We start from the raw sequence: 24309 nt of genomic DNA on the forward strand, positions 1-24309 counted from the left end.
ACTTTTTTCAGGCCAGCATGCCGGATAAGATGACCAGCAACAGAATTGCCAGACTCATGATGATTCTAAAAATTCTCTTGCGCATTAAATTCTTCTTTCCCTGTAAAGCTAATTGGCAAAAAATAGCCAAACACACATTTATTTGTTACTTGTTCTTCATGACCGGCTGGTAGACCAGGTCGATCAAAATGGCGGCCAGGAAGGCTACGGCCAAAGGGGTCAAGAGCTCCTTAATCCCGATGGCCGGCATGGCGATGCCCAAAAGTGCTAAAAGGCAGGTCAAAAGGATATCGGCGATCTGGACACTGGCTACCGGCTTAGATGGGGCAGACTGCCAGAAGAAGCGCTTGGTCCGGGTGATCAAGACGATCATCATGGCGCTCATAACTAAGAAGACGTAGACCATGGTCCCAACTTGATCATGATTTACTCCGGCCTTTGTTAAGGCAGAGACGAAGGCAAAACCGATGATTGTCCAGGCTCCGGCCAAGGAGAAGGCAATTTTAGCCAGCTTGCCCATGTCCCAGTTCTCCGGCTTGTAAGTGATGTGAGTCTTGTCGGTTCCGATCATCATGGTGACCATGTTGTTCATGATCGTGTAGATGACCATGGCATTTAAGGCCATCGGCAGGTAGCCGAAAATAAGATAAGAGAAGGTCAAGAGCATGGTCAGTTCAGCCGTTCTGGCTAGTTTGGTCAAAGACCAGGTCCTCATCCGCTGGTAAACCCGGTGGCCGGCATCCAAGATCTTGACGATAGGGCTAAGGCCCTCATCCAAAAGAACCATCTTGCTGCTCTTTTTTGCCACGTCAGCGGCATTTGATACAGCTATGCCGACTTCGGCCTGCTTGAGGGCAGGGGAGTCGTTAACCCCGTCCCCGGTCATGCCGACGATATAGCCAGCCTTTTGGAAGTACTTGACCATATCCAGCTTGTCTTCCGGCAAAACGTCGGCGATCCCGGCCAGGTCTTCCGCCTTTACCCCCTCTTTAAAGTCGCTGATCGAGATGACCTTGCCAGTCAAGCCGACTTCTTCAGCCACGCTGGCCGCGGTTTTCTGGTTGTCCCCGGTCAGCATGACTGGCTTGATTCCCCGCTTGACCAGTTCGGCCAGGGCGGCTTTTGAATCAGCTCTGACCTTGTCTTTAGTGATAAAAATACCCGCCAAACGGTCGTCGAGCAAAATCCCGACTGACCGGCCCAGACTGAGGTCGACAGCTGCCATTTGTTCAGAAATAGCCGGATCAATCTTACTGAACTGCTTGACTGAACCCAGCTTAACGTCGTGGCCTTCTCCTCGGCCTTCAGAATAGCCCTGGCTGGAAGTGAAGGGGGTAAAGGCTTCTGCTTCTTTAACTGGTATCTTTTTCTCTTGCAGAAAGTCCATTAAGGCCAGGTCGATCACGCTTTGGTTGCGCTGGTCGATGGCCAGGCTGGTCAAGGCTAGGACTTCTTCATCTGAGAGCTTTGAAAAATTAGCAAAAGAGGCGACAGCCGTCTTGTTTTCAGTAATGGTCCCGGTCTTGTCCAGTAAGAGCAGGTTCAGGTTGGCCGCGTCTTGAATCCCGGTTAAGTCACTGGTCAAAACTCCTTCTTTAGACAGGCGGGTGGCCTCAAAGGAATTGGAGAGGGCAAAAGTTGACGGCATAGCTACTGGAATAGAAGCGATAAACATCATGGCCAGGAAGGGCAGCATTTCCAAGATATTTTCACCCCGGATTACGGCCGCGATCAAGAGGATGACGGTCAAAACCCCGTCTAAGAGGCAGAGGTAGTAGATGATCTTGGTCAAAAGCTGCTGCAGGTGGCCAGGTGCCGCGGACCTGTTGATCAAGTTGATGGTCTGCCCGCTTCTTGAATTGGTCCCGGTCGCGCTGACTCTGCCTAGAGCCTCGCCGTCCATGACGGTCGTGCCCGCAAAAGCTGTTGCTCCGGCTTTTTTATGGACATTTTTGGCTTCCCCGGTGATTGAGGATTCATCTAAGGTCAAGTTCCCGTCCAAAAGGTCAATGTCGGCGGCCAAAATATCCCCTTTTTGCAGGTTGACGATATCGCCGACTACCAGGTATTTGGAGTCAATTTTTTGCCAGCGGTCATCTCTTAAAACAGCGACAACCGGGGTCAGCTGCTGGGAAATTGAACTCAGGACCTTGCGGGACTTCTTCTTCTGCGTGGCCCCGTTGTAGGCGGCAAAGAGCAGCATAAGCAAAACGAAGAGGGACTGGATCCACTTGCCTAGGGCACATTCCAGGAGGAGTGCCGCCTCCAGAATCCAGGCACTGAGATTCCAAAGCTTGCCGGCAAATTCCTTCCAGAAGCTGAATTCCGGCTCCGGCACCTGGTTGAGTCCGTCTTTTTTTAAGCGCAGGTCAGCTTCAGCCTGCGTCAAGCCTTTTACTTTCATGCAAAGATCTCCTTATAATTATTCTTCAGTCGTGACGTGTTACATTTAGAAGTTATTTTTCTCACTGTTCATTGTAGCCCCCAGGTTGATATAAATAAAATACTGATTTATGATGTTAGATATCTAAAGAGTTGATATCTACTAAGCTCAAAGATCATTAAAAAGAGAGGGAAGAAAATGAATTTCAAGCAGCTCAATTACTTTCTGGTCGTAGCCGAGGAAGGGCAGATTACTTCAGCCGCCAAGCGGCTCTTTGTCGGACAGCCAGCCCTCAGCTACCAATTAAAGCAATTAGAAGAGGAGCTAGGGGCTAAGCTCTTTATCCGTCAGCCTTATGGAATTGAACTGACCGAGGCTGGAAAAAAGCTGCGGGATTATGCTGGTCAGATTTTGACCTTAGCCAAAAACGTCCAAACCGAAATTACGGAGCTGGACCGGGGCGGGCGGGGAAGGGTTAAATTAGGTTCCGTCTCTTCTTCAATCGGCGAGCTTCCTTCCGCCAAATTGACGGCTTTTGCCCGCCAGCATCCCGGCGTCTCCTTTGACATCTACGAAGACAACACTTTCGGCATCCTGGACAAGCTGCAGGGCAACCTGCTGGACCTGGCCATCGTCCGCACCCCCTACAACCGGGTCAACTTGAACTTTGTCGACATCAGCGATGAGCCGATGACCGCAGTTACCTGCCAGGACTTTTTCCCTGGCAAGGAAAAAGTAGGGCTGCAGGCCCTGGCCGGCCAGCCCCTGGTCATCTACCGGCGCTTTGAGGACATGTTCAAGGAAGCCTTCGCGGAAAAAGGTCTCACCCCAAATTTTGTGGTTAAGTGCGATGATTCCAGAACCGCTATCCGCTGGAGCGACTCTGGCCTGGGGATTGCCCTGGTGCCGGAATCAATCGCCAAAACTTATGCCAAAGGCCACATCTACCCAATCGACTCGGCTAAGTGGCGGACCCGCCTGCAGCTGGTCTGGCGCAAAGACCGGGTGGTTACCCCCTTAATGCGGCAAATTATTGCCCTATATGCAAAATAAAAACTGGAAGCCAATCTAGGTTTCCAGTTTCTTTCTATTGTTTGTCTTTATGCCCGGCTTGAAGTCAGGTTCATCCGCCGTTCAAAGTAGTTGAGCAGACGGGTCAAAATAAAGGTGACCACGAAGTAGATGCACATGGTGATAAAAAGCGGCATGACCCCGCGGTAGGTCGCGGTTTGGACCAGGCCGGTCTCGTACATCAATTCCCCGACCCCGATGACGGAGACCAGGGAGCTGTCCTTGGTCAAGGTAATGAATTCATTGCCCAGGGCTGGCCAGATATTCTTCAAGGCTTGCGGGAATACTACGTAGCGGTAGGTCTTGGCCTGGCTGAGGCCCAGGGACCGGGCAGCTTCCGTTTGCCCCTTGGCCACGGAATTGATCCCGGACCGGATGTCTTCAGCCACGTAAGCCCCGGAGTTAAGACCGATGGCGATGATCCCGGCGGCCAGGGCCGGCATATTTTTGATCAGCATCCCGACCCCGAAGTAGACAAACATAATCTGAACCATCTGCGGAGTGCCCCGGAGGAACTCAATGTAGCAAACGGCAATGGCGTGCAAAAGCTTGTTCTTAGACAGACGCATCAAGGCGAAGATGACACCCAGGACTAAACCAATCGTGATGGAGCAAATCGTAATAATCATGGTGTAGCCCAGGCCAGTCGCGAAGTAGCTGGCGTACTTGCTCATGGAGTTGTTGGTCTTGCTTGAGGCCTGCTTCATGGCCTTGGCAGCGGCCGGGATGTACTTCTTGTTAAACAGGTCCTGCTTTTGGCAATTGTTGATGGTCTTGTTGATGGCCTTGACCAGGTCGCCTTGCCCCTTGGCCACCCCAACAGCGTTGCCCATCTGAGCCTGGCTGAGGCTGGACTTGACCAAAGACAGGGAAGTGTCGTTAGTGACGTAAGTCTTTGCGTTCAGTTCACCTAATAAAACAGCGTCAACCTTACTGGACTTAAGCGCCATGAGCAGGTTGCTGATCTTTGCCAGCCCCTTGACCTTGATCCCGCTCTTAGCAGCGTTTTTCTTCAAGGAAGTGTACTGAAGCGAACCGGTTTGGGCACCAACCGTCTTGCCTTTAAAGGAGGCGGTGCTGGTATACTTGGCCTTGTTGGTCTTGCTGATGACAAAGTAGTCGGACTTTTCAGCGTAGTAGATCTTGGAGAAGTCAATGCTCTTTTTCCGTTCGGCCGTTGGGGTCATCCCGGAAATGATCACGTCGATCTTGCCAGTTTCCAGGGCAACCAGGAGGGAGTCAAAGTCCATGTTCTTGATTTCCAGCTTGACTCCCAGGTCCTTGGCGATCTGCTTGGCCAGTTCAACATCGACGCCGACATACTTGTTTCTGCCGTTGACGTTCTTGGTAAATTCCAATGGCGGGTAGTCAGCGGACATGCCGACAACTAATTTGCCGGACTTCTTGATCTTCTTCATGACCGTGCTGCTGGCCATTTTCTTGCTGCTGGCGGCATCAACTGCTGGAATTGCCGCGGTAAAGAGCCCGGCCAAGAGGAGGAGGGCGGTCATAATTTTAATAAGTTTCTTCATCTTGCTTCATTCTTCCTTTGCTAGCTAGGCTTCCAAAATTTTTGCCAAAAAGTCCTTGGCCCGGTCACTTTGCGGGTGGTCAAAGACCTGGTCTGGGCTGCCCTGTTCCAAAAGATAACCGTCAGCCATGAACCAGACCTCATCAGCGACTTTTCGCGCGAAGCCCATTTCGTGGGTGACCACAACCATGGTCATCCCAGTTTGGGCTAAATCCTGCATGGTCTTTAAGACTTCCCCGACCATTTCCGGGTCTAAGGCACTGGTCGGTTCGTCAAAAAGCATCATGTCCGGCTGCATGGCTAAAGCCCGGGAGATAGCAACCCGCTGCTGCTGGCCGCCGGACAGGCTGGCCGGGGAGTGGTCAGCAAAGTCATCCAGGCCAACTTTTGCTAAAAGTTCATGGGCCAGGTCGCCGGCCTCCTGGTCGCTCATCCCTTTGACCTTCATCGGCGCCAGCTTGACGTTTTCAATGACGGACATGTTAGGGAAGAGGTTGAAGCTTTGGAAGACCATGCCCATCTTCTGCCGGAGTTGGTCCAGCTCTTCTTCTTTAAGGTCGGTCAGTTCCGTTCCTTCAAAAATGACCTGGCCGCTGGTTGGCTTTTCCAGCAGGTTCAGACAGCGCAAAAAAGTACTCTTGCCTGAACCGGATGGACCAATAACCGTGATGACTTTTCCTTTTTCGATGACGGCATTGATGTCCTTGAGAACTTCCTTGTCGCCGTAATTCTTCTTCAGATGCTTAACTTCGATGATCTTGTTCATGTTTAATCCTTCGTCTAAAAGGACACAAGCAATGAAGAGCTGACAAGCGGCAAAGTTCCGGGCAAGAGTACTTAAAATTGATCAAGTTGACAGTAATTGAAATACTGGAGCCAATGAGCGACTTATGACTATGACAGCTTCTCATTGCCAGTCCTCGCCTTGCAATGAAACAGCTTCAGTCACCATCGTGGATGGTGCTATGTTCGGTGGTGGTAAGTCCTCGTCCTCATTATGATCTGCTCCTTTAAAAATAAAAGTAAAGATAAATCTGAAATTAAATCTCTTATTGGTTTTTAATTTTAGCGTAAAAGGGAAGCTGATGCAAGGGAAAATGACAACTTTTATGAAAAAGATTGTAAAAATAGGTAAAATAGCCAGATATCCATATAAAGCTAAGAAAAGAAGCTTTTTGGGGGCAAATTGCTAAGATATTTAGAAATCACTGGCTTCTTGATTGTTTTTTCTAGCCGCCCTTGCTATGATAGGGGGCACGTAAGGAGGGACTTTTTTGCAAAAAAGAACAGATAAAGGGTCTGGCAGAAGGACCGGATTTCTCCAAAAGCTGGCTGCCCTCTTGATCGCCGTGGTCTTTCTGGCTGGCGGGATCATGATCGGCCAGCATCTGCCCAAGAAAAGCCGGGAGCAGGTAACGGTGGCCACGGTTTCCGCTAAATTGAAGGCTATTGGGGAGCTGGCGACTGAGCAGTACACCTATACTGGCATTTACAAACTATCTAACGGGCAGATTCCTTTTATCACCAAGAAGGGCTTCACTATGGTCTATACGGCCAACTTTAAAGCCGGGGTCAAGGTCAAGGACATCAAGGTCCAAGTCAATCAAGACCAGGTGACCGTGACTTTGCCGCAAAGCCAGCTGCTGGACAAGAAGATCGACCCGTCCTCAATCAAGTTCTATGACCAGAGCTATGCTCTTTTTAACTGGAACCAAAAAGAAGACATTACCAAGGCTGAGCAGGCGGCCTTAAAGAAGGCAACAGGCGTGGCCAAAAAGTCCGGCCTCTTGGCCCGGTCGCAAAAAAATGCCAAGAAACTGATCAGGCAGCTGCTCCAGGGGACCCTGGATGGCCGCAAGCTGGTCATCAAGACGGAAGAATAAAGCAAAGAAATACGCTCAAATCAAGCTGATCTGAGCGTATTATTTTTTGTCAAATGGCCAGCAGGGCTAAAAGCGCGGCCAAAATAATACTCCTATTGGCAAAAACAGCTTTTGCCCGCTTTTTAACTGCCTCGTCTGGCAAGTTGGTCTGAACCAGTATAAAGAGCAGGGGAAAAGATGTCAATTCTCCAGGGGAATTTTGCGTACAAAAAAAGATCCGCTTATGCGGATCTTTCTTGAGCTAATCTTTTAATGATTAGTCTTGAGCTGGGAAGAAGTCGAGACGTTCGCCGTCACCGAGTTGTTCTTCGATTCTCAACAATTGGTTGTACTTTTCAACACGTTCTGAACGAGCTGGGGCACCAGTCTTCAGTTGGCCGCCGTTAGTAGCAACAGCGAAGTCAGCGATGAAGGTGTCACCAGTTTCACCTGAACGGTGAGAAATCATGGTGTTGTAGCCGTGCTTACGTGAAATCCGGATGGTTTCCAAAGTTTCAGTTACAGTACCGATTTGGTTCAGCTTGATCAATGAAGCGTTACCTGCGCCTTCCTTGATGGCCTTTTCCAGCAAACGTGGGTTGGTGCAGATAAAGTCGTCAAGAACGATTTGCAGACGGTCCTTGTGGCTTTGAGTGAACTTAACCATACCTTCAGTGTCGTTTTCGTCGTATGGGTCTTCCATTGAGATCAATTCTGGGAATTCTGCGAGCAACTTGTCGTAGTATTCTGCCAATTGGTCACCGTCAAGAACCTTGCCTTCCAGGTGGTACTTGCCGTCTTCCTTGTTGTAGTAGTATGAAGCGGCACAGTCACAAGCGATGGCAATGTCTTCGCCAGGAACGTAACCAGCACGTTCAATAGCTTCGTGCAAAGCCTTCAAAGCTTCTTCTGAGTCCTTCATGTTAGGAGCGAAACCACCTTCGTCACCCAAGCCAGTTTCGTAACCCTTTTCTTCCAAAACCTTCTTCAAGGTGTGGTAAGTGTTAACGATCTTTTCGAAGCCGTCACGGAATGAAGTCTTCTTAACTGGAGTGATCATGAATTCTTGGATGTCGATGCCGTTGTCAGCGTGTTCACCACCGTTGATAACGTTGTGGAAAGTTTGAGGCATTGACAAGTCAGTACCGCCAAGGTAACGGTAAAGAGGTTGGTGGGTAGCCTTAGCAGCTGCTACAGCAGTAGCCATTGAAGTACCCAAGATAGCGTTAGCGCCCAACTTACCCTTGTTTGGAGTACCGTCAAGTTCGATCATAGCCTTGTCGATAGCTGGTTGGTTGAATGGGTCTGCGCCTTGCAGTTCGTTGTTGATGGCAGTGTTAACATTGTTAACAGCCTTCATAACACCCTTGCCGCCCAAACGTGAGCCACCGTCACGCAATTCAACAGCTTCGTTTTCACCAGTTGAAGCACCAGATGGAACTTCAGCGCGGCCAACTACACCGTTTGACAAAGTAACTTCAACTTCAACAGTTGGGTTACCACGTGAGTCAAAGATTTCTCTAGCATGAACGTTTTCAATAACAACCTTGGTCATTAAAAAATCCTCCTTAAAATACGCTGGCGGAGGAATTCTCCGACAGCAAGAGCATTCGCTCTGTAATTATTTACAAGTTCATTATAGTATAAGCTTGTGAATCCGTAAACAGCCAGTTTTTTGAAAACGATTCCCAAAACCGCTTTTTTACAAATTTTACTTTTTGCTAAGCAAGTTTGGTCAAAATCCAAGTTTGAAAGCGGTTAGTGAAAAAATTCCCCGGTTAAGGAAAAAATGTTAAAATAGATTTAGAAACAGACAAGGCAGGAAAAGCTGCCAGAGACAATGTAGAATCGGGATAATATTATGGAAAACGTGAGACTGATAGTTGATTCAAGCGCCAATACTTTGACCGACCCAAGCCGCGGCCTTGAGGTCGTGCCCTTGACTTTGACCATCGGCCAGGAAAATTGGCTGGATGACGAGCAGCTGGACATGGGCGCATTTTTGAACAAGATGGAGGCCAGCCAGGAGGCAGGCAAGACTGCCGCGCCAAGCATCCAGCGCTGGCTGGATAGTTTGGAGGGCTGCGAGAAGGCAGTGATCGTGACGATTACCAGCGGCTTGTCGGGGACCTACTCTTCCGCCTTGCAGGCCAGAGACATCTACTTAGAGACTCACCCGCATGCCCAGATCGTGGTCGTTGACTCCCGGTCAGCCGGTCCGGAACTGGAAGTAATCCTGGAAGGGATCGAAAGCATTCTTAAAGATGACAAGCTCCGCTTTGCTGACTTGGAAGCCAGAATTGCCGAGTACCGGACCAAGACTCACTTGCTTTTCGTCCTCCAGTCCCTGCGAAACCTGTCCTTAAACGGCCGGGTGTCGCCAGCCGTGGCCAAAATTGCGGGGATGCTGAAGATAAATTTAATCGGGACGGCCAGCGTTGACGGTGACTTGCAGCCTTTGACCAAGGCCAGAGGAATGAAGAAGGCCCTGCGGGAACTGGTCAAGCAGATGAAGGAAGAGAAGTACCAGGGCGGCCGGGTCGTGATTGACCACTGCGAAAATGAAGCTGATGCTGAAAAGCTGAAGGAACTGCTGCTAGCAGAATATCCGGATGCTGAGATTACCATCCGGCCAATGCAGGGCCTGTGCTCTTTCTACGCGGAAAGAGGGGGGCTCATGGTCGGCTTTCACAATTAATAAGCTGCAAAATAAAAAATCCAGGGTTCTGTTAAGTTAGAACTCTGGATTTTTTGCTCCTATATATCGTTATCGTCTCTGTTACGTATTATGTTCTACTTCAAAAAGAGGGCAGCATAGATTGTCTGCACGACTGTAAAACAGAAGACCGACAAGGCCACGGCTCCCAGGACGTCTGACGGGTAGTGGGCCCGGAGGTTAAGGCGGGAGATAACCACAAAGAGCCAGTAGATCAAAAGAATTACGGCAAATAACTGATCAAATTCCCGTCTGAGCAGGGCGTAAAGGATCAGGCACATGGTCGTTGCCCCTAAGACATGGCCGCTGGGGAAGCTGTAGCCTTCTTCTTCAGATAGGTGGGCATGAGGGCGGCTCCGCTTGACCAGGTGCTTGACGATAAAACCGGCTGCATCGGTCACGCCTAAGGTAGCCAGGACCCAAAGGCCGAGCCGGTAATTGTCTTCGTTTAAGAGCAGGCCGGCAATCAAGACGTCCCAGACAATGACCAGCTTGGGCTCGTTGATGAAGGCGATGATCTTCCAAAAAATATTCTTCTGCGTCCGCACCAGTTTCTTGTGCAGCTTCCGGTCCAGGCGGTTGAAGGCCGGGGAATAGAGAATGTTGAGGATCAAGACCAGCAGGACCAGCCCTGAGATTGTCAGTGAGATAAGGTCGACTTGCAAATTTTCATTTTCCTTCTAGCAAAACTTGACTTGTCCAGATGAAAACAACCGGACTTTTACGGAAAATATTCTACACGTCCCCGGCTGGAAAATCAACCAATAACGGAAGCGCATACAAGGCTGATAAAAGTTGGCCAAAATCAATGAAACCGCTTGCTTCACAAAGACCTTTTTGTTAAATTAGACCAGGAGAAAAATAACAACATATAAACGGTAAATAGTGTTAGGAGCTTGTTTAGGAGAAAATGAGAACGAGAAAGAAAATTTGCGATATGAATGTGGCGGTGGTTGACCGGCAGAATCTGCCTGCCTTACTGGCTAGCGGGAAAATAGCTGCCCAGGCCGACGAGGACTACCAGATAAACCAGAAGACGGTCGCGGCCTACGACTTCCAGATGGACCTGCTTTTGGGCAAGTACCGGACGATCATTTATGACGCCGATGCCGGTTGGGTCTTGCTTAAAAAGAAGACATGCCGCCGGCTGGTCCATGAACTGAGAAAGAAGGAGCCGGCCCACGAACTGACTATTAAAAAGCAGCTCTGCCGGCAGATCGGAATGTCGGACCAGTATGTGCAGTCCTTTGGCTCACATGCCTATTTCTCTTTTTTCATCATGCGCCACAAGCCACTTGACCTGGTGGGCCTGCACCAGATGAAGCTGTTTGAGTGCCTTGACAATCACGGTCTTTTTCTGACTTTAGACCGGCAGTATTGCTTCAGTTTGGAGATGCCCAGACAATCTGGCCGGGGCCAGCAGATCCTGCAAGACTGCATTACCCACAACGCTGCCTTTTTGCACCTGGCAAGCGCCCGGGCAGCCAGCTGGGGCTGCCAGTTAAAGCCGGTCAGCCGCAAGTCTCTCTTAAACGACCCGGCTTATATTAGGGAAAGCCGGCTGGCAGAAATCAAGGCCATGGATCCCCGGCAGATTTTGGAAGAAGCAGAGGACAACTACTTAAACTATTGCTCAGAGGAATTTTTGAAGGAATTCCGGGCCTGGAACTGGGGCAAGCAGGACATGCGGCAGCTGATCAACTACTGCAACAAGTCCTTTAATGAAATCAAATAACTCAAGTCGAAAAAACAGCAATGAAAAATGCTCATCAGCCGATGAGCATTTTTTCTGTATACTTATAATCTTAGCCCAGCTTTTGTGCCTTGAGCCAGTTCATCAAGTCCAGGACGTGTTCGTTAAGGACGTCCTTGCAAGTGAAGAGGGTCAGGTCTGAGCTGACCTTGACGTCCAGGGGAACCCGCTTTAGGCCGTTGACTTCGCAATTGTCGTCATCAAGCGGGCCGGTGTACGGCTGGATAGCCAGGCCCTGCTGGGTGTAAACCATCATAGTTTGCGCCACGACATTGTTGGCAAAGAAGATCCGGCTTTGCTTGCAGTTCTTTTCAATCCGGTCCTGCATCAAGGTAATCAGCGGTGATGAACAAGAAAGGTCCAGGAAGACCAGGTCCTTGCCGTCCAGGTCCTTTTCTGAAAGCAGGTCCTTTTCAGCCAGAGGGTGGTCATTTGGCACCAGGGTGCACCACTTCAACTTGCCGATCGTGTAGGCGGTGAAGTCCGGGAATTTCGGCATGGCTTCCGGAGTTGACAAGACCAGGTCAAGCTCGTGGGAGGCCAGCTTCTCAAAGAGAACCGGGCTGCTTTCAACGAAGAATTCGATGTTGACGGTGTCGCGGCTCCTGCGGAACTGGCGGATCAAGCCAGGAAGCATCAGCTGTTCGGCTAGAATTCCGATTAAGCCGACCTTCAAGGTGATTTGTCCTTCTGACATGGCGATCCGCTTGGCCTTGGAAACGGCGTTCCGGTAGTCGTTCAATTCGCTCTTGATGCTGTTGTACAAAGACCGGCCGGCCGGGGTCAGCAGCATCTTGCGGCGGGAGCGGCTGAACAGCTGGTAGCCCAGTTGCTTCTCGATTGAGGATATGGCCAGGGAAACCGCTGGCTGGGACATGTTCATATTTTGTGCAGTCTTGGTAAAGCTCTGCGTCTGCGCGGCGTTTACAAAGATCTCTAGGTGTTCGATTCTCACGGGTTTACTAAGCTCCTCATAATAAAAAGATTGAAATGTCAGATATATATGCTACGCGTATCAAACAGTTCTGATATAATAATATATCAATTCCTCAAGAAATAAAAACACTTGTTATTAAAAAATCGAAACTTTAAAAAAATTTTACCTAACTATTTCTGATTTTCCCGGTTAAAAAGTGCTACCAGGCAAAAGAAATTGAGGTATTAACAATGAAAAAGTGTTCATTCTTAGTATTATGACTAAACTTTATTGCTAATCCTGTAAAAAATCAAGTGGTAAACTCGGAAAAATGATCGATTTAGAATAAATTTAGAAATTTGCGCTTGTTGATTTTAATAAGAATAAAGTATGATAGAATTTCGAAACATCAAATAAATTAAGGAAGTGGAACATGAAATACGTCTTTAGCTACCTCAAAGACTATAAAAAAGAAAGCGTTCTGGCCCCGCTTTTCAAGCTGCTAGAAGCCCTGTTTGACCTGTTCGTTCCCCTGGTCGTGGCCAGGATTATCGATTACGGGATCAAAGAAAGAAACCAGGCCTATGTTTTCCAGCAGGTTGGCCTCTTGGCCCTTTTGGCCCTTTTAGGGATCACGGCCAGCATTACTGCCCAGTGGTTTGCCGCCAAGGCCAGCGTGGGCCTGGCCAGCCAGCTGCGGCAGGCGGCTTTTGACAAGGTGGAAAAGTTCAGTTTTGCCAATCTGGATCAGCTGCCGCCCAGCACCTTGATCACCCGCTTGACCAGTGATATCAACCAGGTGCAGACCGGCTTCAACATGGCTTTGCGCCTCTTATTAAGAAGTCCTTTTATCGTCTTTGGGTCAATGATCGCGGCCTTTACGGTCAATGTTAAAGCGGCCTTGATCTTTGCCGTAGTGATTCCGCTTTTGGCCCTGGTCGTTTTTGGCATCATGCTGGTCAGCATCCCCCTTTACCGGAAGGTGCAGAAGCGGCTGGATGAAATTACCCGCCTGAGCAATGAAAACCTGGCCGGGGTCCGGGTCATCCGGGCCTTCAGAAAAGAAAGAGCCGCCGTGGCCAAATTTGATAAAAAAGTTTCCGCCATGACCAAGCTGAACGAGTTCGTCGGCCGCCTGTCAGCCGCCATGAACCCGGTGACTTATGTCATGATCAACATCGCGGCCATTGTCTTGATTCAAGTTGGCGCCGTCCAGGTAAATACCGGAGCAATGGCTCAAGGACAAGTGGTGGCTCTTTACAACTACCTGGCCCAAATGATCGTGGAACTGATTAAGCTGGCCAGCCTGATTATCACCATCAACCGGGCCTGGGCCTGCGGAGACCGGGTTGGCCAGGTTCTGGCCACGGAAAATGACTTGACTTATCCTGAAGCAGGTCCAAAGGTCACAAACAGCCAGGTTGACTTTAAAAATGTTTCCTTTACCTATCCGGCAGCCTCCGCGCCGGCCGTTTCAAACTTGACCTTTACGATTAAGCCGGCCGCGACCGTCGGCATTATCGGGGGGACGGGCAGCGGCAAGAGCACCCTCTTGAATCTGTTGACCCGCTTTTATGACTGCGGGGAAGGGGAGATCAAACTGGGCGGCGTTTCCATAAAGGAACTGACCCAAGAGGAACTATTGGACCAGTATGCCCTGGTGCCGCAAAAGGCCCAGCTTTTTGCCGGCAGCATCCGGGACAACCTGTTGATGGGCAGGCTGGAGGCCAGTGATAAAGAACTCTGGCAGGCCCTCAGCCTGGCCCAGGCGAAAGACGTAGTCTTGGCTAAGCCCGGCCAGCTGGACTTTCAGCTCGAGCAGGAAGGCAGAAACCTTTCCGGCGGGCAAAAGCAGCGTTTGACCATCGCCCGGGCCCTGGTCAAGCAGGCTCCGCTTTTGATTTTAGATGACAGCGACAGCGCCCTGGACCTGGCAACGGGGGCGCGTCTGCGGCAGGCTCTGGCCAGCTTGAAGGACATAACTAAGATTCTGGTTTCCCAGCGGGCTTCCAGCATCATGCAGGCTGACCAGATTCTGGTCTTAGACGATGGCAAACTGGTGGCTAGCGGCAAGCACGAAGAGCTTTTGGCCAACTGCCAGGTCTACCAGGAAATCTATTATTCCCAGTTCCCGAAGGAAAAAGAAGCAAAAGAATATAAGGAGGGGAGCCGATGAAAAAGCAAGACAAGAAAATGGCCAGCTGGCAGGCGATGAAGCAGCTTTTGCCAATTATCGGCCGCTACCGCCTTCTTTTATTCATCAGCATAATTCTGGCGGCAGTCTCCGTTATCTCCCAGCTTTATGTGCCGATCATCTTTGGCCGGGCCATTGACCAGATTGTCGGCCCTGGCAAAGTTAACTTTCCAGCTATTGGCCAGGACCTGGTCCAGATTTTAATCTTGGTGATTGTCTCAGCCGCCGCCACCTGGCTGATGGGCCTGATCAACAATAAACTGACCTACCGGACCGTCCAGGATATCCGGGAAAAGGCCATCCGGCAGCTGCAGCTTTTGCCCTTGTCATATCTGGACCAGCACCCAAGCGGGGACATTGTTTCCAGAATCATTGCCGACACCGACCAGCTCTCTGACGGCCTGCTCCTAGGCTTTTCCCAGCTTTTCTCCGGCTTGATCACTATTGTGGCTACCCTAGCCTTCATGCTCAGCCAGTCGGTGGAAATTACCCTCCTGGTTTTGGTCTTGACTCCTTTGAGTTTCATCGTGGCCCGCTTTATTGCCAGCCGGTCCTACCAGATGTTCAGAAAGCAGAGCCAGACTCGGGGCGAGCAGACCAGCTTGATTGAGGAAATGGTGAGCGGGGTCAAGGTGGTTAAGGCTTTTGGTTATGAAAAAACCGCCTCAAGCCGCTTCGCTGAAATAAACCACCGCCTGCAAGAATACAGCCAGCAGGCGACCTTTTATTCCAGCCTGACCAACCCGGCCACCCGCTTTATCAATTCCCTGATTTATGCCCTGGTCGCCTTGGCGGGTGCTTTTGCCATCATGGGCGGGCGTCTTACGGTTGGGGGGCTCAGCATTTTGCTGAATTACTCTAACCAGTACATGAAGCCGTTTAACGACATCAGCTCGGTGATTACTGAGCTGCAAAACGCGGCTGCCTGCGCCGGCCGGGTCTTTGAACTGATCAATGAAGAGCCGGAAGCTGATCCGGTTGACTTGAACAAGGCTGATGGCAATTTGCCTGAAGTCAAGACCGGTTCAGTCGTCTTTGACCATGTCAACTTCTCCTACCAGGCGGACAAGCCTCTGATCAAGGACTTCAACTTGACTGCCAAGCCGGGGATGCGGGTTGCCCTGGTCGGGCCGACCGGCTGCGGGAAGACGACCACCATCAACCTGCTCATGCGCTTTTATGACGTGGATTCCGGCGGAATCTACTTAGGCGGTAGAAATATCAAGGACATGTCCCGCCATGCCTTAAGAAAAAATTTCGGCATGGTCTTGCAGGACACTTGGCTGGAAGAGGGGACAGTCCGGGATAACCTGGCTTACGGCAAGGAAGATGCTACTGACGAGGAAATCATCGCAGCGGCTAAAGCTGCCCACAGCTGGGGCTTTATCCGCCGCCTGCCCCAGGGCCTGGACACGCCCCTTTCCGCTGACAGCTTAAGCGCCGGGCAAAAGCAGCTGCTCTGTATCACCAGGGTCATGCTGCTGGACCCGCCAATGCTGATTTTGGATGAAGCAACCAGCTCTATCGACACCCGGACAGAAATGCTGATTCAAGCTGCTTTTGACAAGTTGATGCAGGGCCGGACCAGCTTTGTCGTGGCCCACCGTTTGTCCACGGTCGTTAATGCTGACTTGATCCTGGTGATGAAGGATGGGCAGATTATTGAACGCGGCAAGCACGCTGACCTTTTGGCCCGGGGCGGCTTTTACAGCCAGCTTTACCGCAGCCAGTTCGCGAAATTGCCATCATAACTGAATACTTTTTAAGTTCTTAACCGTTCTCTAAGTGAGAGCGGTTTTAATTTGTAAAATAATTGCAAAAATACTATTATTTTTTGAGAAAAAGATAGAAGGATTTAGTATAATTACTTTGTACAAGTCTCTAATGACAAAAAATAGCTAGATGGAAGCTGGTAATATGATTGAAAAAGATGATCTGACAAATTTCTTGCGAAAGTCTTTTACTTATATCCGGGAGCCCTTCCTGGTTCTGGAAGTCAAGGATAATAAAACGGCCATCGTCTATGCCAATAAGAAGCTGCTGGATTTGTTTGCCTGCAAAAATATGGCTGAACTGACTGATTTTGCCTGGGAAAAGCTCTTCCCGCTGACTACAGGTCTAAGCGGTGATCATGCCGAATTTGAACACATGACAGTTGCAGATGCCAAGGGGCAAGAGCACCTGCTTAATGCTGAGGTTCGCAAGGCTGAAGTTGCTGGCTGGAAATCAGCAATCTGTTGGCTAAAGAAGAGTGCCAGGCTGAAAGTGACAAATTGGTTCAGCAATTATCAGCTATTAAGGAAATTGATGGCTTTAGCTGCCAGCTAATGCCGATCGCTGGTCTCGCCCAAGGCAGCGAAGTAGCCAGCGGCCAGGAGGCGATCAACCTGGCCACCCGCCGCAGCAAGAGTCGTGCAGGTAAAATAGGTACTTTTAAGGCCTTTGATGAATATCTGGACTTGCCATTGCCGATGGTGGTCAATAAGCCCCTGCTCAATGCTCATGGCGATAAGGTGATCGATACGATAAATGTCTTTGCCAATGAACGATACTGCGAGTTAGCCGGTGTCAACAAGGGGCAGCTTTTTGGCGAACGATACAAGGATTATTTCATTAGCGATGAGGGCTGGATGACGACCAGCCTGCAAGCCTTGAAGGGGCATGCTATCACTGGTCAGTGCTACCACCGGGGCCTGCGCAGCTGGGTCAATTACTATACCAAGGCCTCGACCATGCCAAACTGCGTGGTGACGGTCTTTGCCCTGGATGAAGGCGGTGAGTCGGAATTCAAGCGGATCGCAGCAACTGACGCGGAATTTTCGAGGTCAACCAGCAGCTCCTAAATGACCGGAGATACTTCAGCTCGAGAGGCTGACTTTGCTGAACAAGGGGATTTCTGCGCCAAGAATGATATTGACCGCATCCTGCTGGTTCCGGTTAAGAATGACTTTGGTGAGATCCAAGCCTATTTGCTTCTGACTAATGTCTATGACAAGGGCGAAATTAATCCGGTCAGCCTCCTGCAGCACCTGGCGCCTGTCTTTAGCAAGAAGCTGCGGGACGCGGCTCTCAGGATTAAGCAAGATTAAGGCAAGAAAAAAGGAGTCACGCTGGTGACTCCTTTTACTTTCTGATAAATAAGCTTGGCGACTTAGTCTTGTAGCTGAAGCCTTCGCCCAAAGCTTCGTTGACGTCAAAGAAGATGATGAAGGCCTGCGGGTCTTCTTGCTTGACGATTTTCTTTAATTCCGGGATTTCCCTTGGCGACAGGACCAGGTAGATCATGTGACGGGGTTCGTTGGAATAGCCGCCTTCAGCGTTAATGTAGGTGAAGCCCCGCTCTAAGCGCAGGTCAATCAGCTTGGCGATATTCCGGTAGTTCTGGGAAATGATAAAGGCCCCCTTGGCCTGGGTCCCGCCTTCAGTAACCAGGGCCATGACCTTGGATAAAATGAAGCAGGAGACCATGGTGTAGCCGACATGGAAGAAGTCCAGGTAAGACAGGGAGCAGGCCAGGGCTAAGAAGTCCAGGGCCAGAAGGCCCTTGCTGGGCGTGATCCCGTATTTTTCCTGCAAGACCCGGGCGGCAATATCGCTGCCCCCGGTGGTCCCGTTAAAGCGGAAGACCAGTCCCAGTCCCAGCCCCGACAAGCAGCCGGCCGTGACAGTAGCCAGGAAGGGGTCGTGATGGAGGGGAACTTGGTCTATAATAGACTGCAGGGTCCACATGCTTAAGAAGAAGGACAGGCAAAGGGTTCCCCAGACGGTATAAATCATGGCCCGCTTGCCCACATATTTAAAGCCTAGAAAGATCAAGGGAATGTTGATGATGAAGGTGCTGAGACCGGGGTTGACCCCCCAGAAGTGGCGGATGATCAGGGTGAAACCCGACAATCCCCCGTCGGCCAGCTTGTTGGGAATCGACACCATGTCCACGCTGAAGGCGTAGATGGCCGAGCCCAGGGCAATCATCAGGATATCGATCGTGTCACTAGTGGTCCATTTGAATTTTGGCTTGTTCATTTCGATACTCCTTTCTTATTTCTTAAATTATTCCCCATACGTAATCAATTTTAGCAAAAAACAGTCGAGGTGGAGAAGAAGATGACTAATATTCGTATAACGGAAGTTTTTACCCAGGCCATGCCGGTCCTGGAAAAGTTGGAAGAAGCAGGCTTTGAAGCTTACTTCGTCGGCGGCTGCGTCCGCGACCTGCTCTTAGAGCGGCCGATTCATGACGTGGATATCGCGACCAGTGCCTACCCGGAAGAAGTCAAGGAGACTTTTGCCAAAAGTATCGACACTGGCATCCAGCACGGGACAGTGACCGTCCTTTATGGGGGATCCAGCTACGAAATCACGACTTTCAGAACGGAATCCGGCTACCAGGACTTCCGCCGGCCAGACAAGGTCACCTTCGTGCAGAACCTGGACGAGGACTTAAAGCGGCGGGACTTTACTATCAATGCCCTGGCCATGAACCGGCAAGGGGAGATCATTGACCTTTTTGACGGTTTAGGCGACTTGAAGCGGCGGGTGATCAAAGCTGTTGGCGTGGCTGAAGACCGCTTTCATGAGGATGCCTTGCGGATGATGCGGGCAGTCCGCTTCATGAGCCAGCTCTCTTTCAGCCTGGAAGAAAAGACCAGGCAGGCTATTATCGACAACCACGAGCTTTTAAGCAAGATTTCCGTGGAAAGAATCAGGGAAGAATTTGTCAAGCTGGCCCTGGGCAAGAACAGCCGGCAGGCTTTTAAGGACTTTTTGGCCACCGGCTTAAGCGAGGAATGCCCGGGTCTGGCCGGGAAAAAGGACCAGCTCTCTGTCTTCACTGACCTTAAGGCTGGTCCGGATGACGAAGCAGTCTTTTGGAGCTTGATCGCCGTTTTAATCAACCTGCCGGCTGACAAGATTTCGCCTTTCATGCGGGCCTGGAAGAACTCCAATGCAATGAACCAGCAAGTCAGACAGATCGTGGCCGCCTTTGACCTCTTGAGCCGGGGGGAAGAGAGCGATTTTGACCTCTTTGAAATCGGCCAGGAGAACCTGGAGGCGGCTTTAAAGCTAGCGGGGCTTTTGGGCCAGCCTCTATCCAGCCAGATCCTGTTAGACCGCTATAACCGTCTGCCAATCAAGGCGGCAGGGGAGCTGGCCATTGACGGCCAGTGGCTGATTAAGCAGGGGATTAAGCCTTCACCGGAACTGGGCCAGCTTTTGCGCAAAGCCCTTGAGGGCGTGGTCAGCGGCCAGGTAGAGAATAGCCAGGCGGCAATCGCGGAATTTTTGGCAATCTAAAAGGCGCTGGTCACCAGCGCCTTTTTTATACATAAAATAAAACTGAAAAGAAAATCAAGATGGAGCCCAGCAAAACGAAGAAGTGCCAGATGACGTGGCTATATGGCAGGCCCCGCATAGAGAAGAAGAGGCAGCCGAAGGTGTAGGCAATCCCGCCTGAGACTAAAAGCCAGAAGCCGGTCGGCCCCAGGCTGAAATAAAGCTGGCTGCCGGCCAGGATCACCATCCAGCCCATGGCGATATAAAGGATGGTGTCGCCGATAACGTGTTTGCCCTGGTTGAAGATATAATAGAGGATCCCAAAGACCGTCAGGGCCCAGATGATGCCGAACATGACCCAGCCTTTAGCCCCGCCGATCGTGACCAGGGTATAAGGGGTATAAGAGCCGGCAATCGCGATAAAGATTGAAGAGTGGTCGAAGATCTGGAAGACCTTGTTCGCCTTGGTAAAGACCAGGCTGTGGTAGAGGGTCGAGAAGAGGTAAAGCAGGATCATGCAAGCCCCGTAGATGGCAAAAGTTGTCACTCTGAGGGCGCTGTGGCTGTGGGCGGCCCGGACCACCAAAATAACCAGGCCGGCGATTGAGAGGCCGAAGCCGATCCCGTGCACGACGGATGAGAGAACATTGTCAATGATATAGTAAGATTTGGGCCGGTCTTTGACCGGCTGCCAAGGATTGAAAGCCATATAAAGTCCCTTTCAGTTTTGATCAATTAATTATAATTTTTAGCCGAAAATTTGCTATACTAAAGTCTGTATTAAGTCTAATTCTATCACAACTGAGAAGCTGATAGGATGATTTGGAAATTGAGGTCAGTTAAATTGTCTAAGATCAAGATCATGACGGATTCCTCAGTACAGCTGAGTCCGAAAGAAATTGAAAAATACGGTATTACGGTGGTGCCCCTGTCGCTGACAATCGACGGACATACCTACACGGATGGCGTTGACATTACCCGGGCCAACTTTATCCAAAAGATGGATGAGGCAGAGAAGCTGCCCAAGACCAGCCAGCCCCCGGTCGGCCTGTTCGTGGAGAGAATGGAGGAACTGACGGCTGACGGCAGTGAAGTCCTGGGGATTTTCATGGCCAAGACCCTGTCGGGGACGGTTGATTCCGCCCGCCAGGCCGCTGAAATGGTAGCCGGCAAGATCACGGTCATCGACTGCGGCTATACTGACCGCTCTCAAGGCTACTACTGCATTGAGGCGGCCAAGGACGCGGAAGCGGGCAAGGAAATGGATGAAATCCTGGCTCACCTGGACCAGATCGGCAAGAATATGTACCTGGAAATGATGGTGCCCAACCTGCAGAACATTTTAGCCGGCGGCCGTTTGGGCAAGTGGGCCGGCCGGGTGGTTTCAGCTTTGAACTTCCACGTCGGCCTAACCATGAAAGAGGGCAGCTTGAATGTCCCTTACCGGGGCCGGGGGAAGAAATTCATCAAGAAGTTTGACGACATGCTTGTCGACCAGTTGAAAGAACTGGGCGACAAGGTCAAGTATGTCGGCATCTCCTATGTCGACACCAGAGACAAGATGGAAGAGCTCGCCCAGCGCTTCAAGGAGGTCAACCCGGACCTGGAGATCCTGGTCCAGGAAACCAGCCCGATCATCATCACCCACGCCGGCCATGGGGCCTACGCGGTCATGTTTTATACGGAGTAATATATGGTCTACCGACAAAGTTTTTACCAGTTTTTGATGACTTTGCGCGATCCGGATTCAAATGGCGACCTGGCCCAGTTTGCCAACAACGCCCAGTTTGATTCTACCTTTCCCAGACAGGAACAGGACCGGACCAGGCTGTCAGAATATCTGGAGGAAAATGCCGCTTACCTACCCAGCATGACGATTTTTGACGATGCTTACCAGGCTTATGAAGAGAAAATGCAGTACTAGGATAATTTTTAGGATTCAGTGACAAGCACGAAAGGGAGCCCCGGCTTCCTTTTCTGCTGTTTTTGGGAGGAAAAATGACTAAAATTCAATGGTATCCAGGCCACATGAACAAGGCTAGGAATCAGCTGGAAGAAAAATTAAACTTAATTGACGTTGTTATTGAAGTTTTGGACGCCCGGATTCCCAGCGCTTCCAGAAACCCGATGATCAGTGAACTGGTCGGCGACAAGCCCCACCTGATCGTTTTAAACAAGACCGACCTGGCTGACCCGGTGATGACCAAGCTCTGGCAAAAGAAATTGCAGGGCCCGCGCACCTTGGTCATGGCTATGGATGCCCAGCACAACACTAATATGCAGGCCTTGATCACCTTGATCAAGAAGGCAGCCAGCGAAAAGGTCAAGAAGCTGGAAGAGAGAGGGGCCTCCAACCCGATCATCCGCATCTGCCTAGTTGGCGTGCCTAACTGCGGCAAGTCCACTATCATCAACCGCCTGGTTGGCCGCAATGTCACCATGACCGGGGACCGGCCGGGGGTAACCAAGGGCCAGGCCTGGCTGAAGACCCCATATGGCATCCAGATCCTGGACACGCCGGGGATTCTCTGGCCAAAGTTTGAAGACCAGGACGTAGGCTACAAGCTGGCTGCTTTTGGGGCCATCAAGGACACAATTTTCCACGCTGACGACGTTGCCCTTTTTGTCATCCGGCAGCTGCGGCAGTACTACCCGGCTTATCTGGCCAAGTTCGCCAACTGCACTAAGGACAAGCTGGAAAATATCGGCGACACTGACCTGCTTTTGGCCATGACTCAAAACAACGGGATGCGGGACGACTATGACCGTTTCTCCCTCTTCATGCTGCAGCGGTTAAGAAAGGGCAAGCTGGGCAGGATCAGCCTGGACCGGCCAAGCGCGAATAATGAAAATTAATGAAATTAAAGACCTGCTGCAAGCGGATTCTATCGACCCAGCTATTCTGGCGGAATTAGCCAAAGACGACCGCAAGGGGGTCCAGAAGCTGCTGGTCAGCTACCAGCGCCGGCAGGAAAAGCTGGCTAAGCAAAAGGAAGAATTCTTGGGCCGCTTCAGTTACGAGAAGGATTTTTGGGCTAAAGGGCAGCTCGTAGCCGGAGTCGATGAAGTCGGCCGGGGTCCTTTGGCTGGCCCGGTTGTAGCGGCTGCCGTCATTTTGCCGGAAGATTTTTCCTTACTGGAAGTCAACGACTCAAAGAAACTGAGTCCGCAAAAGCGCCTGGCCCTGTATCCCAAGATCCTGCAAGAGGCTGTTGCTGTCGGCGTCGGGGTCATGGACAACAAAGTGATTGACCAGATCAATATTTACGAGGCTGACCGCCTGGCCATGAAGCAGGCCGTGGAAGCTTTGAGCACCAGGCCAGATGCTTTGCTGGTCGATGCCATGAACGTGCCGGTGGACTTGCCCCAGCTAGAATTGATCAAGGGGGATGCTAAGTCTAACTCGATTGCCGCGGCCTCGATTGTGGCCAAGGTTTTCAGAGACTCTTTGATGGACGATTACGCCCGTCTTTATCCAGACTATGCCTTTGACCATAATGCCGGCTATGGAACCAAGGACCACCTGGAAGCATTAAGAAAATACGGCCCAACGCCGATTCACCGCCTGACCTTCAGTCCGGTGAGCGAGATGGTTGGACTTAAAAAGGCTGACTAGATCGGTCTTTTTCTTTTTGGTCAAAAAAGAAAAATTTTGAGAAAAAGGAAAATTCCCGCTTTTTGGCGTAATAGTAAGTGGAGGGAAAAAATGAATAAAACCGAATTCTTACTGCGCCTGAAGCTGCAGAAGGGCCTCAGCTATCTCAAAATATTGCAGGTCATGCAGCAGATGCCCCCGGATGAGGACGTAGACCATGAATGGCTGAACTGCCTGGAACTGCCTGATGAAATCCTCTACCGGGTGGAGCGGGCCTTTTTAAGTGACCGCTACGAAAGTGCCATTGAAAACTTGCAAAGGAATTTCAAAATAATTAGTTTCTTTGACGATGCTTATCCAGTACGGTTAAGAGAAATTTATCGGCCGCCGATTTTGCTTTTTGCCAAGGGGGACTTGTCCCTTTTGGAAAAAGAGGTGACGGTGATCGTGGGGTCAAGAACGCCAAGTCAATATTCCGGCAAGGTGATTGAGAACCTCATGCCGGTTTTGCTAAAGAAAAAACAGGTGATCGCCAGTGGCCTGGCTAAGGGCGTTGATGCCCTGGCCCACCAGAATGCCTTGAATTTTGGCGGCAAGACCATCGCGGTTGTGGCTAATGGCCTGAACTATTTTTACCCCCGGGAAAATACGCTCTTGCAGCAGCAAATTGCCGCCCGGGGTCTCCTACTTAGCGAATACCTGCCCGACACGCCGCCAAGGCCCTTCCGCTTTCCAGAGCGCAACCGGATTTTGGCCGGGATTTGCAAGAACGTGATCGTGACTGAAGCCAAAGCCCATTCCGGTTCGTTGATTACGGCCAATTTGGCCCTGCAGGAAAACCGAAACGTATTTGCCGTCCCGGGTGCAATCACCAGCCCCTTGTCGGCCGGCACCAACCAGCTGATTTCAGCCGGGGCAACCCCGGTTATCGACAAGGAAATTGACCTGTGAAAGATTAAATTCTTGCAAAAAATGCCTGTCTGCTCCGAATTCAAAAACATATCCAATGCTATT

The 24309-nt window shown here is 50.7% G+C and carries 23 protein-coding genes; 15 read left to right on the forward strand and 8 right to left on the reverse strand.

Annotated elements, in window-relative coordinates:
- Positions 1 to 145: 145 nt before the first annotated feature.
- Complete coding sequence (locus tag HMPREF3168_RS01820; RefSeq protein ID WP_070488191.1) at positions 146 to 2404, reverse strand: HAD-IC family P-type ATPase; 2259 nt, start codon at positions 2402 to 2404, stop codon at positions 146 to 148.
- Between the two features lie 177 nt (positions 2405 to 2581).
- Here HMPREF3168_RS01820 and HMPREF3168_RS01825 point away from each other — a divergent pair, with 177 nt between their 5' ends.
- Complete coding sequence (locus HMPREF3168_RS01825) at positions 2582 to 3436, forward strand: LysR family transcriptional regulator (RefSeq protein ID WP_003615387.1); 855 nt, start codon at positions 2582 to 2584, stop codon at positions 3434 to 3436.
- Between the two features lie 47 nt (positions 3437 to 3483).
- On the opposite strand, the gene HMPREF3168_RS01830 is transcribed toward HMPREF3168_RS01825, so the two are convergent.
- Together HMPREF3168_RS01830 and HMPREF3168_RS01835 are read right to left on the reverse strand one after the other, a co-directional pair.
- On the reverse strand, positions 3484 to 4986 hold the full coding sequence (locus HMPREF3168_RS01830; RefSeq protein WP_070488193.1) for an ABC transporter substrate-binding protein/permease: 1503 nt from the start codon (positions 4984 to 4986) through the stop codon (positions 3484 to 3486).
- A gap of 24 nt (positions 4987 to 5010) precedes the next feature.
- Positions 5011 to 5751: an amino acid ABC transporter ATP-binding protein gene (locus HMPREF3168_RS01835; RefSeq protein ID WP_070488195.1), complete on the reverse strand. Its 741-nt coding sequence runs from the start codon at positions 5749 to 5751 to the stop codon at positions 5011 to 5013.
- A gap of 508 nt (positions 5752 to 6259) precedes the next feature.
- Between HMPREF3168_RS01835 and HMPREF3168_RS01840 the strand changes: the two genes are divergently transcribed.
- Positions 6260 to 6868 carry a DUF4230 domain-containing protein gene (locus HMPREF3168_RS01840; protein ID WP_003618661.1) on the forward strand — a complete coding sequence of 203 codons (609 nt, stop codon included), beginning with the start codon at positions 6260 to 6262 and terminating at the stop codon, positions 6866 to 6868.
- A gap of 256 nt (positions 6869 to 7124) precedes the next feature.
- Here the strand turns inward: HMPREF3168_RS01840 and eno are convergent, their stop codons facing one another.
- Positions 7125 to 8402 (reverse strand): phosphopyruvate hydratase, encoded by a 1278-nt coding sequence (eno, locus tag HMPREF3168_RS01845; protein ID WP_002879863.1) that lies wholly within the window; start codon positions 8400 to 8402, stop codon positions 7125 to 7127.
- A 306-nt stretch (positions 8403 to 8708) separates the two neighbouring features.
- On the opposite strand from eno, the gene HMPREF3168_RS01850 reads away from it, so the two are divergent.
- On the forward strand, positions 8709 to 9545 hold the full coding sequence (locus HMPREF3168_RS01850; protein ID WP_003613785.1) for a DegV family protein: 837 nt from the start codon (positions 8709 to 8711) through the stop codon (positions 9543 to 9545).
- Positions 9546 to 9640: 95 nt separating this feature from the next.
- Here the strand turns inward: HMPREF3168_RS01850 and HMPREF3168_RS01855 are convergent, their stop codons facing one another.
- Positions 9641 to 10228, reverse strand: coding sequence for a phosphatase PAP2 family protein (locus HMPREF3168_RS01855; RefSeq protein WP_002879859.1), 588 nt, complete (start codon positions 10226 to 10228; stop codon positions 9641 to 9643).
- A 272-nt stretch (positions 10229 to 10500) separates the two neighbouring features.
- Between HMPREF3168_RS01855 and HMPREF3168_RS01860 the strand changes: the two genes are divergently transcribed.
- Positions 10501 to 11298 (forward strand): hypothetical protein, encoded by a 798-nt coding sequence (locus tag HMPREF3168_RS01860; RefSeq protein ID WP_060598058.1) that lies wholly within the window; start codon positions 10501 to 10503, stop codon positions 11296 to 11298.
- A gap of 70 nt (positions 11299 to 11368) precedes the next feature.
- Here HMPREF3168_RS01860 and HMPREF3168_RS01865 read toward each other — a convergent pair whose 3' ends face one another.
- Positions 11369 to 12271: a LysR family transcriptional regulator gene (locus tag HMPREF3168_RS01865; RefSeq protein WP_070488197.1), complete on the reverse strand. Its 903-nt coding sequence runs from the start codon at positions 12269 to 12271 to the stop codon at positions 11369 to 11371.
- Between the two features lie 394 nt (positions 12272 to 12665).
- Between HMPREF3168_RS01865 and HMPREF3168_RS01870 the strand changes: the two genes are divergently transcribed.
- The 5 genes from HMPREF3168_RS01870 to HMPREF3168_RS01890 all read left to right on the forward strand — a co-directional run bounded on the left by HMPREF3168_RS01870 (position 12666) and on the right by HMPREF3168_RS01890 (position 17515).
- Positions 12666 to 14408 (forward strand): ABC transporter ATP-binding protein, encoded by a 1743-nt coding sequence (locus tag HMPREF3168_RS01870; protein ID WP_070488199.1) that lies wholly within the window; start codon positions 12666 to 12668, stop codon positions 14406 to 14408.
- Positions 14405 to 16177, forward strand: coding sequence for an ABC transporter ATP-binding protein (locus tag HMPREF3168_RS01875; RefSeq protein ID WP_070488202.1), 1773 nt, complete (start codon positions 14405 to 14407; stop codon positions 16175 to 16177). Before HMPREF3168_RS01870 ends, HMPREF3168_RS01875 begins: the two co-directional genes overlap by 4 nt.
- A 166-nt stretch (positions 16178 to 16343) precedes the next feature.
- Entirely contained in the window at positions 16344 to 16754 is a 411-nt protein-coding gene (locus tag HMPREF3168_RS01880; protein ID WP_231521212.1) for a hypothetical protein, read from the forward strand.
- Positions 16754 to 17269, forward strand: a complete 516-nt coding sequence (locus HMPREF3168_RS10570) for a hypothetical protein (protein ID WP_231521211.1) — start codon at positions 16754 to 16756, stop codon at positions 17267 to 17269. The genes HMPREF3168_RS01880 and HMPREF3168_RS10570 overlap by 1 nt, the downstream gene beginning before the upstream one ends.
- Positions 17270 to 17515, forward strand: coding sequence for a hypothetical protein (locus tag HMPREF3168_RS01890; RefSeq protein ID WP_002880208.1), 246 nt, complete (start codon positions 17270 to 17272; stop codon positions 17513 to 17515).
- 34 nt (positions 17516 to 17549) lie between these two features.
- Here the strand turns inward: HMPREF3168_RS01890 and HMPREF3168_RS01895 are convergent, their stop codons facing one another.
- Positions 17550 to 18449: a YitT family protein gene (locus HMPREF3168_RS01895; RefSeq protein WP_050952542.1), complete on the reverse strand. Its 900-nt coding sequence runs from the start codon at positions 18447 to 18449 to the stop codon at positions 17550 to 17552.
- An 81-nt stretch (positions 18450 to 18530) separates the two neighbouring features.
- On the opposite strand from HMPREF3168_RS01895, the gene HMPREF3168_RS01900 reads away from it, so the two are divergent.
- A complete protein-coding gene (locus HMPREF3168_RS01900) occupies positions 18531 to 19721 on the forward strand; it encodes a CCA tRNA nucleotidyltransferase (RefSeq protein ID WP_003613764.1) in 1191 nt (396 codons plus the stop codon).
- A gap of 25 nt (positions 19722 to 19746) precedes the next feature.
- On the opposite strand, the gene HMPREF3168_RS01905 is transcribed toward HMPREF3168_RS01900, so the two are convergent.
- Positions 19747 to 20409, reverse strand: coding sequence for a PAQR family membrane homeostasis protein TrhA (locus HMPREF3168_RS01905; RefSeq protein ID WP_050952540.1), 663 nt, complete (start codon positions 20407 to 20409; stop codon positions 19747 to 19749).
- Between the two features lie 108 nt (positions 20410 to 20517).
- Between HMPREF3168_RS01905 and HMPREF3168_RS01910 the strand changes: the two genes are divergently transcribed.
- The 5 genes from HMPREF3168_RS01910 to dprA all read left to right on the forward strand — a co-directional run bounded on the left by HMPREF3168_RS01910 (position 20518) and on the right by dprA (position 24246).
- Positions 20518 to 21390, forward strand: a complete 873-nt coding sequence (locus HMPREF3168_RS01910; protein WP_003613742.1) for a DegV family protein — start codon at positions 20518 to 20520, stop codon at positions 21388 to 21390.
- Between the two features lie 3 nt (positions 21391 to 21393).
- Entirely contained in the window at positions 21394 to 21624 is a 231-nt protein-coding gene (locus HMPREF3168_RS01915) for a YozE family protein (protein WP_003613715.1), read from the forward strand.
- Positions 21625 to 21698: 74 nt separating this feature from the next.
- On the forward strand, positions 21699 to 22556 hold the full coding sequence (ylqF, locus tag HMPREF3168_RS01920) for a ribosome biogenesis GTPase YlqF (RefSeq protein ID WP_003613736.1): 858 nt from the start codon (positions 21699 to 21701) through the stop codon (positions 22554 to 22556).
- Complete coding sequence (locus tag HMPREF3168_RS01925; protein ID WP_003613711.1) at positions 22546 to 23316, forward strand: ribonuclease HII; 771 nt, start codon at positions 22546 to 22548, stop codon at positions 23314 to 23316. Before ylqF ends, HMPREF3168_RS01925 begins: the two co-directional genes overlap by 11 nt.
- Positions 23317 to 23406: 90 nt before the next feature.
- Positions 23407 to 24246 (forward strand): DNA-processing protein DprA, encoded by an 840-nt coding sequence (dprA, locus tag HMPREF3168_RS01930; RefSeq protein ID WP_003613722.1) that lies wholly within the window; start codon positions 23407 to 23409, stop codon positions 24244 to 24246.
- The last annotated feature ends 63 nt before the right edge of the window (positions 24247 to 24309 follow it).

The sequence above is a fragment of the Lactobacillus sp. HMSC08B12 genome, from assembly GCF_001808415.1.
Taxonomy (GTDB): Bacteria; Bacillota; Bacilli; order Lactobacillales; family Lactobacillaceae; genus Lactobacillus; species Lactobacillus delbrueckii.